Genomic DNA, 15,299 nt, shown 5'->3' on the forward strand with positions numbered 1-15,299 from the left:
CCACCTTCACAGGTCAAGAATCATGCCGCCGATGGTCAGGCCCGCAGCCGTGCCCATCATCAGCAAACGCTGGCCTGCCACGGCCCGCCCCGTCATTACCGCCTCGTGCAGGGCGGTGGGCAGGGACGCGGCCACCTGGTTGCCATGCGTTTCAAAGATCTTGATGATTTTAGCATCGGGAACGTCAAGGATGCGCGCCGCATGCGCGAGCCCCAGCGGGCTGGCCTGGTGCGGCACGACCACGTCGACTTTTTCCAGTCCCGCGCCCGATTCGGCCATTAGTTCCGCGAGGAAATCCGGCATCACCTTGACGGCCAGGCGGAACACGGCCTTGCCATCCATGCGGAACAGGTAATCGCCCGGTTCGCAGCCGTTGCGCGGGTTGCGCTCGGTGCCGCCGCCGCGGATTTCGCAGTAGCGCCGCCCTTCCGGATACGTGCCCATCTTGTAGGCGCGGATGCCGGCGCTGCCGTCGCCCCGCTCGACGATGACGGCTGCGGCGCCGTCGCCAAAGATCATCGACGCTTCCGGCTCGCTCCAGTCGACCCCGCGCGAAGCGAGGTCGGACGAGACGATGGCGATGCGCCGGTAGGCGCCGCCGGCCAGCATCGAGGCGGCCACGCGGAAGGCGGCCATGAAGCTGAGGCAGCTGGCATTGACGTCGAAGCTTTGCGTGCCTGGCGGCAAGCCCGCGTGTTCGGCCACGAAGCAGGCCGTGTTCGGCAACGCTTGCTCGGGCACGCCGTTGGCGCAGATCAGCAAATCGATGTCGGCCGGACGCAGGCTGGCATTCTTCAGCGCGTCGAGCAGGGCGGCGGCGCCCAGCTGGCTTTGCGATTCATCGGGCGCGGCGACAAACGAAAGCGCGACAGCACGCCGCTTTTGCGCAGGGTATAGCCGGCCGGGTGGCCCAAAGTCAGGTCCAGGCTGGCGGACGTCACGCTCAGCGACGGCACGGCCTTGCCCGTCGCGATCAGGCGAACTGGAATCATGTTGGCCTTAACAAAGTAAAGTAAATATGGTTATGAATTAATCGCGTGCCAGCGGCGGCAATGCGACACCGCAGTTCTTGCAGAAATTGGCATCGTCATCGAGCCCTTCTTTCAGGCACGTGGGACAGGTACGCGTGGTGACCAGCTTGGAACTGCGCTGTACCGTCATTTCGGCGCTGATAATGCCGGTAGGCACTGCCAGGATGCCCCAGCCGAGCAGCATCATCAGCGAAGCGATGGTGCGCCCGATATCGGTGCGCGGCGTGATATCGCCGAAACCGACCGTGGTCATGGTGCTGATGGCCCAGTAAATCGACGTGGGGATACTGCTGTAACCGTTTTCCGGCCCTTCCACGACATACATCACAGTACCCAACAGAAAGACCACCATCATGACAAAAGACAAGAAAATGAGGATCTTGCGCCGGCTGGCCAGCAAGGCCCGCCCCAGCACCGTGTATTCATGCACATACGACGTGAGCTTGAGGATACGGAACATGCGCAGCAGGCGCAAAATCCGCACGTCGATCAGCACGTGCGCGCCCGGCAGCAGCAAGCCGATGTAGGTCGGCACGATGGCCAGCAAGTCGATAATGCCGAAAAAACTCTTGGCGTAGCGCACCGGATGCTGCAGGCACGCCAGGCGGGCGAAATATTCGATGGTAAATAAAATGGTGAAAAACCATTCGAGCGCCGTCAGCCAGCTGCCATAGCGCTCAGCCACGGAGGCGACACTGCTGAGCACGACCACCGTCACGCTGATCAGGATGGCGGCGATCAGCAGCAGGTCGAAGGCGCGGCCCGTGCGCGTTTCCGCCTCGAAAATGACGGTGTACACCTGCTCGCGCCAGCCCCGCTCGGGCTTGCCATATTTCTGTTGCGTTTCCTGCGCGGCAATTTGCTGCGGCGTCAACGGGGCCGCCCCGCTCTTCGTCGCGGCTTTCATGTGGGTAATGTGCTCATATACTATTATTGTATAGATAATTTACAAAGCACGGCCACACGCACTGTTGCGTTACGACAGCTTCTTCGCCAGCAGCACGGCATTGCGCCGGTCGCGCTCGGCCTGCACGATGTCCGTCGTGCGCGCTTCCGACAGGCCCACCGTGTGCAGCACGGTGGCCGTCAGCTGCAGCGCCGATTCCAGCGCCTCGGGCACGACGAGGGTGGCGCCTGCCTGTATCAGGGCCACCGCATGCGCCTCGTCGCGAGCCCGCGCATACACGGGCAGCAGCGGATATTCGCGGCGGATCGATTTCACGGCGTGCAGCACGGACGCCGCATGGTCCATCGTCAGCACCACGGCCGCGGCCCGGTCCGCATTGACCTTTTGCAACAATTCCGCGCGCGACGCATCGCCGAAATACACGGGAAAGCCGCGCGGATGCAGGGTCGTCACCAGCCGTGCATCGTTTTCAATCGCCACATACGCGATATCCTGCTCCGTCAGCACCTTGGCCAGCAACTGCCCCACCCGGCCGAAACCGGCGATGATGACGGTGCTGCCCTGCGGCGGCGGCGCGCCGTGCGCCAGGTCGGCCAGTTGATGATGGTGGCGCTTTTCCCACCAGTTGCCGAAGGCACGCGCCGCCTTGGCCAGCGCCGGCGTGGCAAACAGGCTCAGGCCCACCACCAGCATGACGAACTGCGCCACCTGCGGGCCGATCAATTTCGTGCCCAGCGCATATGCGACGACGATGAAGGCGAATTCGCCGCCCTGCCCCAGCAGCACGCCCGTTTCCACGGCGCGCCCCCAGTGAAAGCCGCCGAGGCGGAAAATCACGCTGATGACCAGGGTTTTTACCGCAAACAGGCTCAGCACGGCCAAGGGAATCAAAATTGGCGACTTGAGGATTTCGCGCACGTCGATCTGCATGCCCACCGACATGAAGAACAAGCCCATCAGCAAGCCCTTGAACGGCTCGATCGTCACTTCCACTTCATGGCGAAATTCCGTTTCCGCCAGCAGCAAGCCCGCCAGCAAGGCCCCCAGCGCCATCGACAGGCCCGCCAGGTACGTCAATCCCGCGATGCCCAGGGTGCTGAGCAGGGTCAAGGCCATGAACACGTCGGGCTGGCGTTTCTTGACGAAAAACTGGAACAGGGGACGAATCACGCGGCGCCCCAGCAGATAGATCAGCAGGATGGCGCCCGCCGATTTCACGGCCGCAAAGCTGAGCAGGTAGGCCAGGTCGTCGCTGCGCCCGCTGGCGAACACGTCGATCAGGATAAACAGCGGCACCACCATCAGATCCTGGAACATCAGGATGGAAAAGCCCGCCTGGCCGGCCGGCGTCTGCAGGGAGCGCTGGTCCGTCAGCAACTGCATCACGACGGCCGTGGACGACAGCGACAGCACCAGGCCAGCACGATGGACGCTTCCAGCGACAGACCAAAGTAATACGCGACGCCGCCGATCAGGCAGGCGCTGACGGCCACCTGCCCCACGCCCGCGCCGAATACCCAGCGCCGCAGCGCCCACAGCCGTTCCGTCGACAGTTCCAGGCCGATCATGAACATCAAAAACATCACGCCCAGCTCGGCCAGGCCGCTGACCTGCTCGGCGCGCACGAACGAGAAATACGTCAGCCACGTGAAGTCGCCCGCCCACAGGCCGAAGCCGAACGGGCCGAACAGGCAGCCGACGGCGAGGAAGCCGAGCACCTGATTGACCTTCAGGCGTTGCAATAGCGGAATAAAAATCCCGGCCAGGGCGAGAAACAGCAGGGTTTCCCGCAAATACGGTAAGGCGTGTTGCTCTTCCAAGATAATCCTAACTTAATGACATCTATGTCGAATTGATAATTGTCGCATGCACTGCCGCAGCGAAGTCAGTGCACACCCGATATTTTTGCCGCAAGGCAATATATTCGCTCCCGGCACCCTATTTCGGCGGCGCCAGCATGTCCGCGCGGGGGCGGTCCCAGCCCGGCACGTAGGCGGGACACGGGCGGCTGCGGAACTGCTGCAGTTCCACGGTCGTGAAATTGGGCAGCATGCCGGGATTGAAGCGCACGTCCGTCAGCTTGTCCGCATTCAATCTGGGCATGCGGGCAAAGCGGAACCAGGCGTCCACATAGCAATTGTCTTCCTGCAAGGCGCGCAAGGCGGCCAGGCTGCCGGCCGCCTGTGCCGACACGGCGATGCCGGGCGCCAGTTGCTGCCCTTGCTTGCCCGTTTCCGCCAGGCCGGCCGGGCAGGCGGCGGGCGCCAGCGAGGCGGGCAGCAGGCTCAGGGTGCCGCGCCGCAGGGTGTACACGTCCGTCTTGCTGTCGAGCGAAACGTAAATCCAGCACAGCGGGTTGCTGGGAAACGCCGTCATCGCCACGTCCCACACGCGCGTGCCCGGGTCCAGCCGCTGCACGGCGGCCGCCTCGATGCGGCTGCGGCCGATGGCCGACGCCACGCCCTGCGTGCCGATGAACGTGGCCGCCAGCGCAAAGGCCAGCAGCAGCGGTCCGCGCCCCCGCTCGCCGGCCCGTCCTTGCAGCACGGCCAGCACCACGCCCAGCCCCAGCAAGACGGCCAGCGAAGCGGGCGCCAGATAGGTTTTATAGGTGAAGAAGCACAGGGCCGCCGCCAGCCCTGCCAGCAGCACGCTTTTGACGATGCCGTAGCGCAAGGACATGATCACGGGCACGCCCAGCAGCACCCAGAACATGGGCTCGACGATGAAGACCATGTCGCCATACAGCCAGCGGCTATTGAACGGGTAAAACGGGTGCAATCCATAGGAATTGAGGAAATCCATGCCCATGTGCAAGCAGAATCCCAGCAGCAGACAAGCCGCCAGGCCGATGCGGGCGGGCACGCTTTCCTTCAGCAAGCGCCGTGCGCCGGGCCACAGCAGCCACAGCAGGGCCAGCAAGCAGCAGCGCCTGCGGCAAGGCCAGCAGCAAGGTATGCGTGTGGCCCCGGTGGTGCAGCATGTAGCCGAAGGGGCGCGGCAGCAGCCTGGTCAGCACCAGGTCCAGGTCGGGCGCGTTGCTGGCGAACCAGGCCGTAAACAGAAACAGCGCACGCCGGGTGCGCTGGGCGGGGGCTTGCGGCTCGGGCGGCAGGCTGCGGTGTACCAGTTCGCCGACCCCGAGGCCGATGACCGAATGCGTAATATTATCCATCGGGCAATTTTACAGGATGCCCGCCCAGGAGTGGTTCCGCGCTACAGCTTCTCCAGCTCCGGGCCACGCATGCCCACCAGCAAGGCGCGGCCATCGGGCAGCACGCGGAACTCGCCGTAACGGGCCTTTTCCCAGCGCGCCGCCTCGCCTTCCTTGAAGAACCAGGCATCGCTGACCAGCACCCAGTTGCCATCCTTCGGCGTCAGCTCGAGCAGGAATTCGCCGGGCGCCAGCGCCTCCTTGGTGTACGGACGCAGCAGTTCGGCCACGCCCCGTGCATCGCGCCTGGCCACGACGAGGGGCCGGCCTGGCGCCCGCTCCACGCTGGCCAAAGTGGACAGGACGCCCAGGTTGACGAAATTGAGGCGCATGTAGTCGCCCTGCATCAGCGAGCGGGGATCGACGGGTTCCAGCGCCACGAAGATCGCTTGCCCCTTGGCGATCAGCTGCTCTTTTTGCCAAATGCCGCCATTGGCGACCAGCAACACCAGCAGCATGCCTCCCAGCACGCCCAGGCGGACATGGCGGCCTTGCGCAACCACGCCCGCCGGTTTGCTTTCCACCAGGTGCAGCACGGCGCCGCGCATGGCCAGCCACGACAGGGCGCACAGCAGCGCGCCGGCCACGGCCAGCAGCGCCGCCTTGCTGGCCAGCGGCCAGGCCAGCTGGTAATAAAAGCTGCCGATGATCCACGCCGCCGCCAGCGCGGCCGCCACGGCCACGCGCGAGCGCCCGCTCGTCACGCATACGCGAGGATCAGCAGCACGGGGCCCAGCGCCGGCATGAACCACGCCAGCACGACCAGCACCAGCGCCACGCCGATGGCAGGCAGCTGGCGCAGCGCCGGCCAGCGCCAGCCCGTCCAGGCGGCCCCCGCCGTGGCCAGCACGAGCGAGACGCCATTCAATGCTTGCGCATACCAGGCGCCGGCCTGGTGCCGGGCCACTTCGCGCGCCACGTCGCCCGTGAAGCCGCCGCCCAAGGCACCGCCCAGCATGAAGGTCATGCCGGACCAGAAGACCAGCCCCAGCAAGATGGCCAGAACCCACCCCGTCGACAGCGATTCCAGGAAGGCGGCGACGGGTGCGCCGCGGCCATCGTTGAAGGCCTGCTTTTGCAGCCAGTGGACGCCCAGCCAGCAAGCCAGGGCCAGCATCCAGGCCAGATACAGCTGCGTCGGATCGTTGTCGAATATCCAGTCGCGCGTGCTGTCGATGATGCCCAACCCCAGCAAGCCGCAAGCGACCAGCCCCAGCAGCACGCGCAGCCAGTCGCGCGGCAAGGCGGCGGCCACCACCAGGGTTGCCAGGCACAGCAGCAGCGACGCCGTCTGCGTGGAATAGTCGCGGTACAAGGCGTAGCCGAGCAAACCGCCGCCCACCAGCAGGCAGGGCACGGCCAGCTGTTCGAGAAACAGCGCCACGCCGCGCGTGCGGATCAGCAGCACGGCCACCACCAGCACGATGGCGGCCACGACATACGCGCCGGGGCCGTGGCGCACGACGCTTTCCAGGCCCACGCCCAGCGCAATCATCAGGGGAATGGCGGCCAGCCAGGCGCCGAAGGCCGTCATCAGCACCAGCGGCCACGGCCGGACATCCTGCACGGGACGGGCGGCGTCGGGCGGCAGCAGGCCGGCGCGCGTGGCGTCATCGATCAGGGTGGCGAGCGCATCGGCTCGTTGGCTATTGATATTGCTCATGCCGCCTCCTGGCGCGTGCGCCACAAAATGCCTTGCACGTCAGCGCCAGCAGCACGGCAGCCAGCAAGCCCAGCATGACCAGCTTGCCGACACCATCGCCCCCCCCGCTAAGCAAGGCACGCGCCAGGCCGCCCACCAGCAGGGCGTTGATGCCCAGCGCCACGGCACTCAGGCCAAATACGTCAAAGTAGCGGCGCGTGGCCAGCAGGACGCCAGCGACGGCCAGCAAGCCCAGACCCGCCCAGTACGGCGAACCGACCTCGCTGCCGAACAGGCCGGTAACAGCCGTGCCAGCGATAAGGTGGGTGGCGAGTACCAGCCCCAGGCGCAAGGACCAGACACCGGCGCCCGTCCAGCGCGCCAGCAAAGGCGACACGAACGCACACGCGGCCAGCATGGCCAGCCAGCCGCCGACGAAAATGGACAGATCGCTTGAATCGATGCGCCAGCTGTGGCGCGCATGCGCCTGCATCCACAGGGGGACGGCCGTCGAAAAGATCAGCATCCATGGCGTCCACAGCACGTCGCTGCGCGCGACTAAACACAGGGGCAAGGCCAGCACGGCCCACAGGGCGAACAGCTGCCACGGATCGGCGCCCGTCTGGTAGGTCTGGCCGAAATACGCGAACAGGCCGCCGATGGCCAGCAAGGCCAGCAGCAGCAAGGGGACTCTCGCCTTGGGCACGGCAAACGCGCCCATGCAGGCGGCAGCCAGCACGCCTTGCAGCAGGGCAAAGCGGCCCATGCGGCCCAGGTCTTCCCAATTGGCGGCGACCCAGAAAATCAGGCCCATGCCCAGCAGCGCGGCGCCCAGCACGGCCACGCCGCGCGGCAGCCAGTAGGCCAGGCGCGCCGGTTCGCGCTGGAAGCCGGCCACTTCCTGCAACTGCCGGGTTTGTTGGGCATCGAGCGCATGGGCCGAGGCGAGCTGATACACGGCGAGGCGTAGATCCATCGTCTGCTTTCTGTGGGAATGGTGGGGAAATCGGGGAGTCGGGTCAGCGCTCGACGCTGACGCCGCGCCAGAAGGCGACGTGGCCGGCAATTTGCTTGGCGGCATCCTTGGGCTGGGGGTAAAACCAGGCCGCGTTGGCATTCGTCTGGCCATCGACGACGAGGTCGTAATAGCTGGCCGTGCCCTTCCATGGGCAAATGCTGGTGTGGCTGCTGGGACGCAGATAGGCCTGCGTCACCGCCGACAAAGGAAAATATACATTGTTTTCAACGACTTGCACCTGCGCATCGGTGGCTTGCGCGATGACGGCGCCATTCCAGCTGGCTGTTGGCATTTGACTATCCTCCTTCTGCGCCGAGTGTAGCGCAAAAAGTCCGCCATGGCGCGCGCCATTGGCGCCCGACCTAAGCGCCGCTGATGATCTGGCGCAAGGCTTGCTCAAACACTTCGGGCGGCTGGCCGCCGGAAATCAGGTGGCGCTCGTTGATGATGACGGCGGGCACGGAATTGATGCCGTTCTGCTGGTAGAAGCGCTCCTGCGCGCGCACCTCGTCCGCATACGCATCGGAGGCCAGCACCTCGGCCGCTTTTTCGCGGTATCGAGGCCCACGTCGCCCGCGACTTTCAGCAGCATCTCGTGCGAAGACGGGTTCTGGCCTTGCGTGAAATAGGCATCGAACAGCGCCATTTTCAATGCTTTCTGGCGCCCTTCGATTCCGGCCCAGTGCAGCAATCGGTGCGCATCAAACGTGTTGTAGATGCGGCCGCGCTTGTCCATGGCAAACGTAAAGCCCAGCTGCTCGCCGCGCGCGCGGATCGCTTCGCGCGACTGCGCCATCTGTTCCGGGGTGGAACCGTATTTGCGGGCGATGTGTTCGCCGATATCCTCGCCTTCGGGCGGCATGTTCGCGTTCAGCTCGAAGGGCTGGAAGTGAATCTCGGCCTGGACGGTGCCGTCCAGCTTGTCCAGCGCCTGCTCCAGCGATTTCAGGCCGATCACGCACCAGGGGCAGGAAACGTCGGAAACGAAATCGATACGGAGGGGAATGGGGGTGGCGGGAGTGGAACTCATGGTGGGCAGCCTTTGCGCGTCGGGTCGGGCGGCGCCGCGCGCGCGCGCCGCAAGCACAGCATATGCGTGCGGGCCGCGGGAAATCAAGCGCTTACTTTTTCTTGACGGGCGCCTTGGCCCCATCCTTCTTGCCGCCGATTTTGCTTTCCTTGCCAGAGAGCAAGTTCGCGATATTCTGGCTGTGGCGATACGCCAGCAGCACGCTCATGACGATGACGGCCAGCAAGATGGGATCGACGCCGAACAGCAAGCCATAGTAAAACGGCGCGAACAGGGCCGCCACCAGGGCTGCCAGCGAGGAATAGCGGAACGCATAGGCAATGATCAGCCAGGTAGCCAGGGTCGCCAGACCCAGCCAGGGATTGATGCCCAGCAACACACCGAGGGCCGTGGCCACGCCCTTGCCGCCGACGAAGCGGAAAAACACGGGCCACAGATGGCCGAGGAAGACGGCGATGGCGACCAGGGCCACGGCCGTGTCGCCCACGCCCAGCGCGCTGGCAAAATGGTCGGCCAGGAACACGGCCAGCCAGCCCTTGGCGCCATCGCCGAGCAGCGTCATGATGGCAGCGCCCTTGTTGCCGCTGCGCAGCACGTTGGTGGCGCCCGGATTCTTCGAGCCATAGGTGCGCGGATCGGCAATGCCGTAGACCTTGCTCATCACCACGGCAAACGATATCGAGCCGAGCAAGTAAGCGGCCACTGTCATTGCCACGGTTGTGATTACTGGATTCATTTCTTCCCTTTATTGTGTTTATTGCACCAGCATCGGGGCTGGCGCAGCAGAATATACACCAGCGTCCAGCCTACGGACAGGGTGGCGTCTGGTTTTCTTAATCCTGCAGCGCGCACTGCACCGGCTTGGCCTTGAGCAAGTCGAGCAAGACCTGCGGCGCCAGCGAGACGAGGAAACCGCGCCGTCCGCCATTGATGTAGATGCGCGGCAATTCCAGGACCGACGCTTCCACGTAGACGGGCATGGCCTTCTTCGTGCCGAACGGCGACGTGCCGCCGATCATGTAGCCGGAATGGCGCTGCGCCACTTCGGGCTTGCACGGTTCGACGGATTTGCAGCCGATGCCGCGCGCCAGGTTCTTGGTCGATACCTTGCAATCGCCATGCATGAGCACGATCAGCGGCTTGGCCGCCTCGTCCTGCATCACCAGGGTCTTGATCACCGAATGTTCCGGCACCCCCAGCTCGCGCGCCGAGACGCTGGTGCCGCCGTGTTCTTCATACGGATACGGGTGTTCTTCGAAGGAAACTTGATGCTTGCGCAGCAGCTGCGTCGCCTGGGTTTCGGAAATATGCTCTTTTTTAGCCATGCGTGATACGCTGATCGTTCAGTGAGGAGTCCTAATTATGCAGCAAGAAATCCGCTTTGCCACCTTCAATGTCTGCAACCTTGCCCCCGCCGGGGCAAAATTGTATGACAACCTGGAACCGTTGAGCCCCGCGCAATACGCAGCCAAGGCGGAATGGACGGCGCGGCAGATCGACCTGCTCGACGCGGACGTGATCGCTTTCCAGGAAATTTTCTCGCAAGCGGCCCTGCGCGACGTGCTGTCGCGCACGCGACATTACCGCGAAGCCACCCTGGCCGGCTACGATGCGACGGATATTGCTGGACGCATGCTGCCCACGGTGGCGCTCGTGTCGCGTTTGCCGCTGGCGGGCGCCGGTGTTGCCTGGACGGATTTTCCGGCCGGCGTGAGCGCGTCCGCCGACGACAATGCCTGCCGCTTCGCCCGCGCACCGCTGCACGTGCAGCTGCTCTTGCCGGGAGGACAACTCACCGACGTGGTCGTCGTGCATCTGAAATCGCGCCGGCCCGACTACCGCCATGGCGACGGCAACGACGCCATCGCCTACGCGCTGGCCAACCTGCGCTCGCTGCAGCGGCGCGGCGCGGAAGCGGTGGCCCTGCGCGTGCTGGCAAGCGAACTGGGCCACAGCGGCCGTCCCCGCATCGTGCTGGGCGACTTCAACGACATCGCCAATGCCGTCACCACGTCCATCGTCATGGGCGCGGGCGCGCCGTGCGAACCGGGCATGGAAATGCGCGCGCGCCTGTACGACGCCAACGCCATCGCCCTGCGCCAGGATGCGGCGCGCCATGCGGGCTACACGAATATCCACGACAGCGCCTACATGACGATCGACCACATCCTCGTGTCCGAGCATTTCCACCCCGCCTCGCCGCGCGCCATCGGCGCCGTGCTCGATGTGAACTACCTGAACGACCATTTGCTGCTGGGCCTGCCGCATGCCTCCGACCATGGCCAGGTCTTGATGCGCATCAAGCTGCTGGGAAACATTAACTAATTCAATAACTTCGCCAGAACACTGCCCGCCACTTGCGCGCTGGCAAAGCGCCCCTGGTATTGCTGGCAACCCTGCGCCCGCAGATACGCGAGCTGCTGCGCCGTTTCCACGCCTTCCGCGATCACCGTCAATTGCAGCTCGCGCGCCATGGCGATGATGGTGGCGGCGACGGCCGTGTCGGACTCGCCTGCCCGCGGGGGCAGGAAGGATGGGTCGATCTTGAGTTTATCCACCGGGTAATGGCGCAGATTGGCCAGGCGCGAATAGCCGGTGCCGAAGTCGTCGATGGCCAGCCTGGCGCCCAGCGCGCGCAGCTGCGCCAGCACGCCGGCCAGGCGCGCGCCACCCTTCATCAGCAAGGACTCCGTCACTTCCAGTTCCAGGCAGCCGGCAGGCAAGCCCGACATGGCCAGCGCCTCTTGCACGCTGAGCAATAAGTTGTTGTGCAGGCATTGCGCCGGCGACAGGTTCACGGCCACCCTCCAGGCATGGCCCGCATCGTGCCAGGCGCGTGCGCGCAGGCAGGCGTGGCGCAGTACCCAGTTGCCAATCGACACCATCAAGCCGCACTCCTCGGCCACGGCGATGAAGCGCTCGGGCGGCAAGAGTCCCAGTTGCGGGTGGCGCCAGCGCAACAAGGCTTCGGCGCCGACGATTTGCCCGCTGGCAACGTCCAGCGCGGCTGGAACTCGAGCACGAATTCATCGCGCCCCAGCGCTTCGCGCAAGCCGTGCTCCAGGCTGGCCCGCTCGACGATTTGCGCATTCATTTCGGCATTGAAAAACTGGAAATTGTTACGCCCGCTTTCCTTGGCGTGGTACATGGCGATGTCGGCGTTGTGCACGAGACTCTCGATATTATCTCCATCGCTGGGAAAGATGGCCACGCCGATCGACGCCGACACCTGCAGCTCGTAGCCGCCCAGCTGGTACACCTGCGTGACGGCATGCAGCAGGCTGGCCGCCACATGGGCCGCCTGGTCGATGCCGCCCACCTCGGCCAGGATGATGACGAACTCGTCGCCCCCATGCCGGCTGACCGTGTCGACGCCGCGCACGCAGCGCACCAGGCGCCGCGCCACCTCCTTGAGCAGCAAGTCGCCCACGTGGTGGCCCATGCTGTCATTGATGTGCTTGAAGTGATCGAGATCCAGGTACAGAATGGCCAGCATGCTCAGCTTGCGCCGCGCCGCCGCCAGCGCCAGCGACAGCCGGTCCAGCAGCAGCACCCGGTTCGGCAAGTCGGTGAGGAAATCGTGCTCGGCCAGGTGGCGCGTGTGCTCCTCGTTCTTCTTGCGCTCGCTGATATCGCTGAGGATGGCCAGGTAATTGCTCAATTGCCCCTGCGGGTCGCGGATGGCCGTCAGCGACAGCCAGGCCGGATAACGCCCGCCCGCCTTGCGCTGGCCCACGATATCGCCTTGCCAATAGCCATTCGCATCGACTTCATCCCACACGGGGTCGAAAAATGCCGGCGTGTCCGGCTCCATGCCGTGCAGGATGAAGTGCTTGCCCAGCATGTCGTCCAGGCTGTAGCCGCTGATCTCGCTGTACGCGGGATTCATGCTGACGACGCGCTGCTGCGGGTCCAGCACGACGATGGCCTCGCGTGCGTGCTCCACCACCTGCGCCGACAGGTGCCACGCCTGCTCCGCCAATTTACGGGAAGAAATATCGCGGATCACGGCGTAAAACAGATAGGTATGGTCGAGCGTGACGGAGGTGAGCAGCACTTCGCCCCAGAACAGTTCCCCCAGGCACGTCTGGTAGCGCCAGTCATAGCGGCAATTGCCGTCCGCGTGCGCCTGCGCCGCCATCTGCGTGCCGCGCAACGAGGACAATTGGCCATCGGGCTGGCGCAACGGTGAAAAATCGCTGAGGCGGCGCCCCAGCAGCCGCGGCCGGTCTTCGCATTGAAACAGGGCAATGGCGGCCGGATTCGCCTCGGCGATATGCTCGTCACGCAGCAGCACGATGGCGTCGGCGGACTTGTCGTACAACTGGCGGAAATTGTCGCCCATCAGCAACAAGGCGCCCTGCGCGGCGCCATCCTGGCCGCTGGCCGTGATGTCGACATCGATGCAGACCACTTGCCGCACGCTGCCGGACTGCATGACAGGAAACACGGTGGAACAGATGCAGCGCGGCGCGGCGCCGTCGGCATCGAGCTTCCACAGGCGCATGCCGCGCGCCTTGCCGCTGTCCCACACGGCCGCCAGTTCCGCGTGGCCGTCGTCGAACCCGCCCTGGCCTTGCGGCAAGGCGGCGGCCACGCCGGCCCAGGCCTGGCCCAGGGCCAGTTCGGCCGGCACGCCATACAGGCGCGCCGCGCCAAAGCTCCAGTAGCGCACGATGCCGTCGCGGTCGATGCCGCGCACGGCCAGGCCAGGCGCCTGTTCGACGGCAGCGACGATGATGGACAGCAAGTCGAGCGCCCTGGCGGCCGGTCCTGCATCCGGCGCGGCGGCAAGCAAACGGCCCGGCGACGGGGCGGCTGCGGCAATCCGGTCTGACATCAGGCCCCCCGTGGCGCGGCCACACCGCAACCGGCGACCGAGCGGCCCGTCCGGTGGCGCAACCATCACTGCCATTCTTGCGCGCCGGCGAATCGGCTCATTGAGGATGCTCAACCATCGTTGCATGCCGTATCGGTCTTCAGTCGCCGTTTTCTGCATTCCAGCCCCGATTTTGTGCAATCTGTCGCACGGCGATGGCGGCCGGACTTGAATCTTCCTAAAGTGGCAACATGCGCATCGCCGTGAACGGCCGCAGCGGCAGGCGTGCTGTCTGCGGCCGCCACGGTGATGCGCTACCCGAATTCCTCCCGGCCCGCCGCAGGCCGGCCACACCGAGACCTGGCGCCGAAACCCTGCGCCGCTCCTGAAAAAACCTATGAAAAACGAGACCCTGCCCCCCGCCTCCCCTCTTGCCGCCACGCGCCGCCGGCGCTGGCGCATGCCCGTCCTGATCCTCGTCGTGCTGGGCCTGGCCGGCGGCGGCTGGACCGTGATGCAGTCGAAGCAACAAGCAGCCAAGGCTGCCGAACAGCAAGCCAGCAAGAAGAAAGAGCAGGAAAAGACGCCCGTGCATGAACTGGCGCAGGGCGACGTGGCCGCCATCGATGCGCGCGCGCTGGCAATCAGCCTGCCCTTGTCCGGCTCCTTGGCGCCCGTGCCCCGTGACCCAGGCCACCATCAAGGCCAAGGTTTCCGGCGTGATCCAGGAAACGACCTTGCAGGAAGGCCAGCAAGTGGCCAACGGGCAAATCCTCGTGCGCCTCGACGCGGCAGACCAGCGCGCCCGCCTGACGCAGCAGCAAGCCATGCTCGACGAAGCGCAGGCGCGCCTGTCCATGGCGGCCAAGAACGAGGCGAACAGCCAGGCGCTGCTCAAGCAAAAATACATTTCGCAAACGGCCTACGACACGACACAGAATTCCGTCGACCTGGCGCGCGCCAGCGTCAAGTCCGCCGCCGCCATGGTCGACATCGCCCGCATCGCGCTGGCCGACACGGTGATCCGCGCGCCGATGGCCGGCATCGTCAGCAAGCGCCATCTGCAGGCGGGCGAAAAAGTCGCGCCCGACATGCCCGTCTACACCATCGTCAACCTGGCCCAGCTGACCCTGGAAGCACCCGTGCCCAGCGCGGAAATCCCCCGCATCAAGCTGGGCCAGGACGTGCACTTCAAGGTCGACGGCTTCGGCGCGCGCGACTTTGCCGGCAAGGTCACGCGCATCAACCCCACCACCGAGAGCGGCTCGCGCGCCATGCTCGTCTACATCGCCGTCGACAATGGCGATGGCGCGCTGCGCGGCGGCATGTTCGCCAAGGGCAGCATCGTCACCGAGCGATCAATCGTCGCGCCGCTGGTGCCGCTGACGGCCGTGCGCAACGAAAAGCAGGGCCCCGTCGTGTATGCGCTGGTGGGCAACAAGGTGGTCGCCCAGCCCGTCACCCTGGGCTTGCGCAACGAGGATGAAGGCTATGCCGAGGTCAAGTCCGGCCTGGTGCCGGGCGCGAAAGTCATCATCGCCAGACTCGATGGCGTGAAACCGGGCCACGGCGTGACCTTCGCCGCGCAATCAGCGACACCCGCCGCGCCGGCGGCCGTGCTGGCACGGAAGGATTAAG

16 protein-coding genes and 3 pseudogenes are annotated in these 15,299 nt (G+C 65.3%); 2 read left to right on the top strand and 17 right to left on the bottom strand.

The annotated features are described in order from the left end of the window. Positions 1-6 precede the first annotated feature (6 nt). The 14 genes and pseudogenes from ACQVLG_RS02565 to ybaK form a co-directional block, all read right to left on the bottom strand. Entirely contained in the window at positions 7-825 is an 819-nt protein-coding gene (locus ACQVLG_RS02565; protein ID WP_474295507.1) for a 3-oxoacyl-[acyl-carrier-protein] synthase III C-terminal domain-containing protein, read from the bottom strand. After that, positions 795-992 (bottom strand): hypothetical protein, encoded by a 198-nt coding sequence (locus ACQVLG_RS02570; protein ID WP_474292726.1) that lies wholly within the window; start codon positions 990-992, stop codon positions 795-797. The genes ACQVLG_RS02565 and ACQVLG_RS02570 overlap by 31 nt, the downstream gene beginning before the upstream one ends. A gap of 37 nt (positions 993-1,029) precedes the next feature. After that, positions 1,030-1,938 carry an ion transporter gene (locus tag ACQVLG_RS02575; RefSeq protein WP_474292727.1) on the bottom strand — a complete coding sequence of 303 codons (909 nt, stop codon included), beginning with the start codon at positions 1,936-1,938 and terminating at the stop codon, positions 1,030-1,032. 69 nt (positions 1,939-2,007) lie between these two features. Continuing rightward, a complete protein-coding gene (locus ACQVLG_RS02580; RefSeq protein WP_474295509.1) occupies positions 2,008-2,631 on the bottom strand; it encodes an NAD-binding protein in 624 nt (207 codons plus the stop codon). A gap of 18 nt (positions 2,632-2,649) precedes the next feature. Beyond that, positions 2,650-3,656: pseudogene (locus ACQVLG_RS02585) on the bottom strand (cation:proton antiporter domain-containing protein); the annotation flags it as partial. Between the two features lie 220 nt (positions 3,657-3,876). Next, positions 3,877-4,803, bottom strand: coding sequence for a metal-dependent hydrolase (locus ACQVLG_RS02590; protein ID WP_474292729.1), 927 nt, complete (start codon positions 4,801-4,803; stop codon positions 3,877-3,879). Then, positions 4,694-5,113: a metal-dependent hydrolase gene (locus ACQVLG_RS02595; protein WP_474292731.1), complete on the bottom strand. Its 420-nt coding sequence runs from the start codon at positions 5,111-5,113 to the stop codon at positions 4,694-4,696. The genes ACQVLG_RS02590 and ACQVLG_RS02595 overlap by 110 nt, the downstream gene beginning before the upstream one ends. Positions 5,114-5,154: 41 nt before the next feature. Beyond that, positions 5,155-5,700 (bottom strand): GDYXXLXY domain-containing protein, encoded by a 546-nt coding sequence (locus ACQVLG_RS02600; protein ID WP_474295510.1) that lies wholly within the window; start codon positions 5,698-5,700, stop codon positions 5,155-5,157. Positions 5,701-5,757: 57 nt separating this feature from the next. Beyond that, positions 5,758-6,815 (bottom strand): annotated as a pseudogene (locus tag ACQVLG_RS02605) (DUF4401 domain-containing protein); the annotation flags it as partial. Then, complete coding sequence (locus ACQVLG_RS02610) at positions 6,799-7,770, bottom strand: DUF2157 domain-containing protein (protein ID WP_474292733.1); 972 nt, start codon at positions 7,768-7,770, stop codon at positions 6,799-6,801. The pseudogene ACQVLG_RS02605 and the gene ACQVLG_RS02610, both read right to left, overlap by 17 nt. Before the next feature lie 43 nt (positions 7,771-7,813). Beyond that, complete coding sequence (locus ACQVLG_RS02615) at positions 7,814-8,104, bottom strand: DUF427 domain-containing protein (RefSeq protein ID WP_230539940.1); 291 nt, start codon at positions 8,102-8,104, stop codon at positions 7,814-7,816. A 70-nt stretch (positions 8,105-8,174) separates the two neighbouring features. Then, positions 8,175-8,842: pseudogene (locus tag ACQVLG_RS02620) on the bottom strand (DsbA family oxidoreductase). Between the two features lie 91 nt (positions 8,843-8,933). Further along, complete coding sequence (gene plsY, locus ACQVLG_RS02625; RefSeq protein ID WP_289945846.1) at positions 8,934-9,578, bottom strand: glycerol-3-phosphate 1-O-acyltransferase PlsY; 645 nt, start codon at positions 9,576-9,578, stop codon at positions 8,934-8,936. 97 nt (positions 9,579-9,675) lie between these two features. After that, a complete protein-coding gene (gene ybaK / locus ACQVLG_RS02630; RefSeq protein ID WP_474292735.1) occupies positions 9,676-10,167 on the bottom strand; it encodes a Cys-tRNA(Pro) deacylase in 492 nt (163 codons plus the stop codon). Positions 10,168-10,204: 37 nt separating this feature from the next. Between ybaK and ACQVLG_RS02635 the strand changes: the two genes are divergently transcribed. Then, on the top strand, positions 10,205-11,167 hold the full coding sequence (locus ACQVLG_RS02635) for an endonuclease/exonuclease/phosphatase family protein (protein ID WP_474292737.1): 963 nt from the start codon (positions 10,205-10,207) through the stop codon (positions 11,165-11,167). Here ACQVLG_RS02635 and ACQVLG_RS02640 read toward each other — a convergent pair. The 3 genes from ACQVLG_RS02640 to ACQVLG_RS02650 all read right to left on the bottom strand — a co-directional run bounded on the left by ACQVLG_RS02640 (position 11,164) and on the right by ACQVLG_RS02650 (position 14,364). Then, positions 11,164-11,805 carry an EAL domain-containing protein gene (locus tag ACQVLG_RS02640; RefSeq protein WP_474292738.1) on the bottom strand — a complete coding sequence of 214 codons (642 nt, stop codon included), beginning with the start codon at positions 11,803-11,805 and terminating at the stop codon, positions 11,164-11,166. The two genes, ACQVLG_RS02635 and ACQVLG_RS02640, sit on opposite strands and share 4 nt — an antisense overlap. After that, positions 11,727-13,682, bottom strand: a complete 1,956-nt coding sequence (locus ACQVLG_RS02645) for a sensor domain-containing protein (RefSeq protein WP_474292739.1) — start codon at positions 13,680-13,682, stop codon at positions 11,727-11,729. Before ACQVLG_RS02645 ends, ACQVLG_RS02640 begins: the two co-directional genes overlap by 79 nt. Positions 13,683-13,899: 217 nt before the next feature. After that, positions 13,900-14,364, bottom strand: coding sequence for a hypothetical protein (locus tag ACQVLG_RS02650; RefSeq protein ID WP_474292740.1), 465 nt, complete (start codon positions 14,362-14,364; stop codon positions 13,900-13,902). On the opposite strand from ACQVLG_RS02650, the gene ACQVLG_RS02655 reads away from it, so the two are divergent. Then, a complete protein-coding gene (locus tag ACQVLG_RS02655) occupies positions 14,345-15,298 on the top strand; it encodes an efflux RND transporter periplasmic adaptor subunit (protein WP_474292742.1) in 954 nt (317 codons plus the stop codon). The genes ACQVLG_RS02650 and ACQVLG_RS02655 overlap by 20 nt on opposite strands. The last annotated feature ends 1 nt before the right edge of the window (position 15,299 follow it).

It is taken from the genome of Janthinobacterium sp. TPC_1, assembly GCF_056037845.1.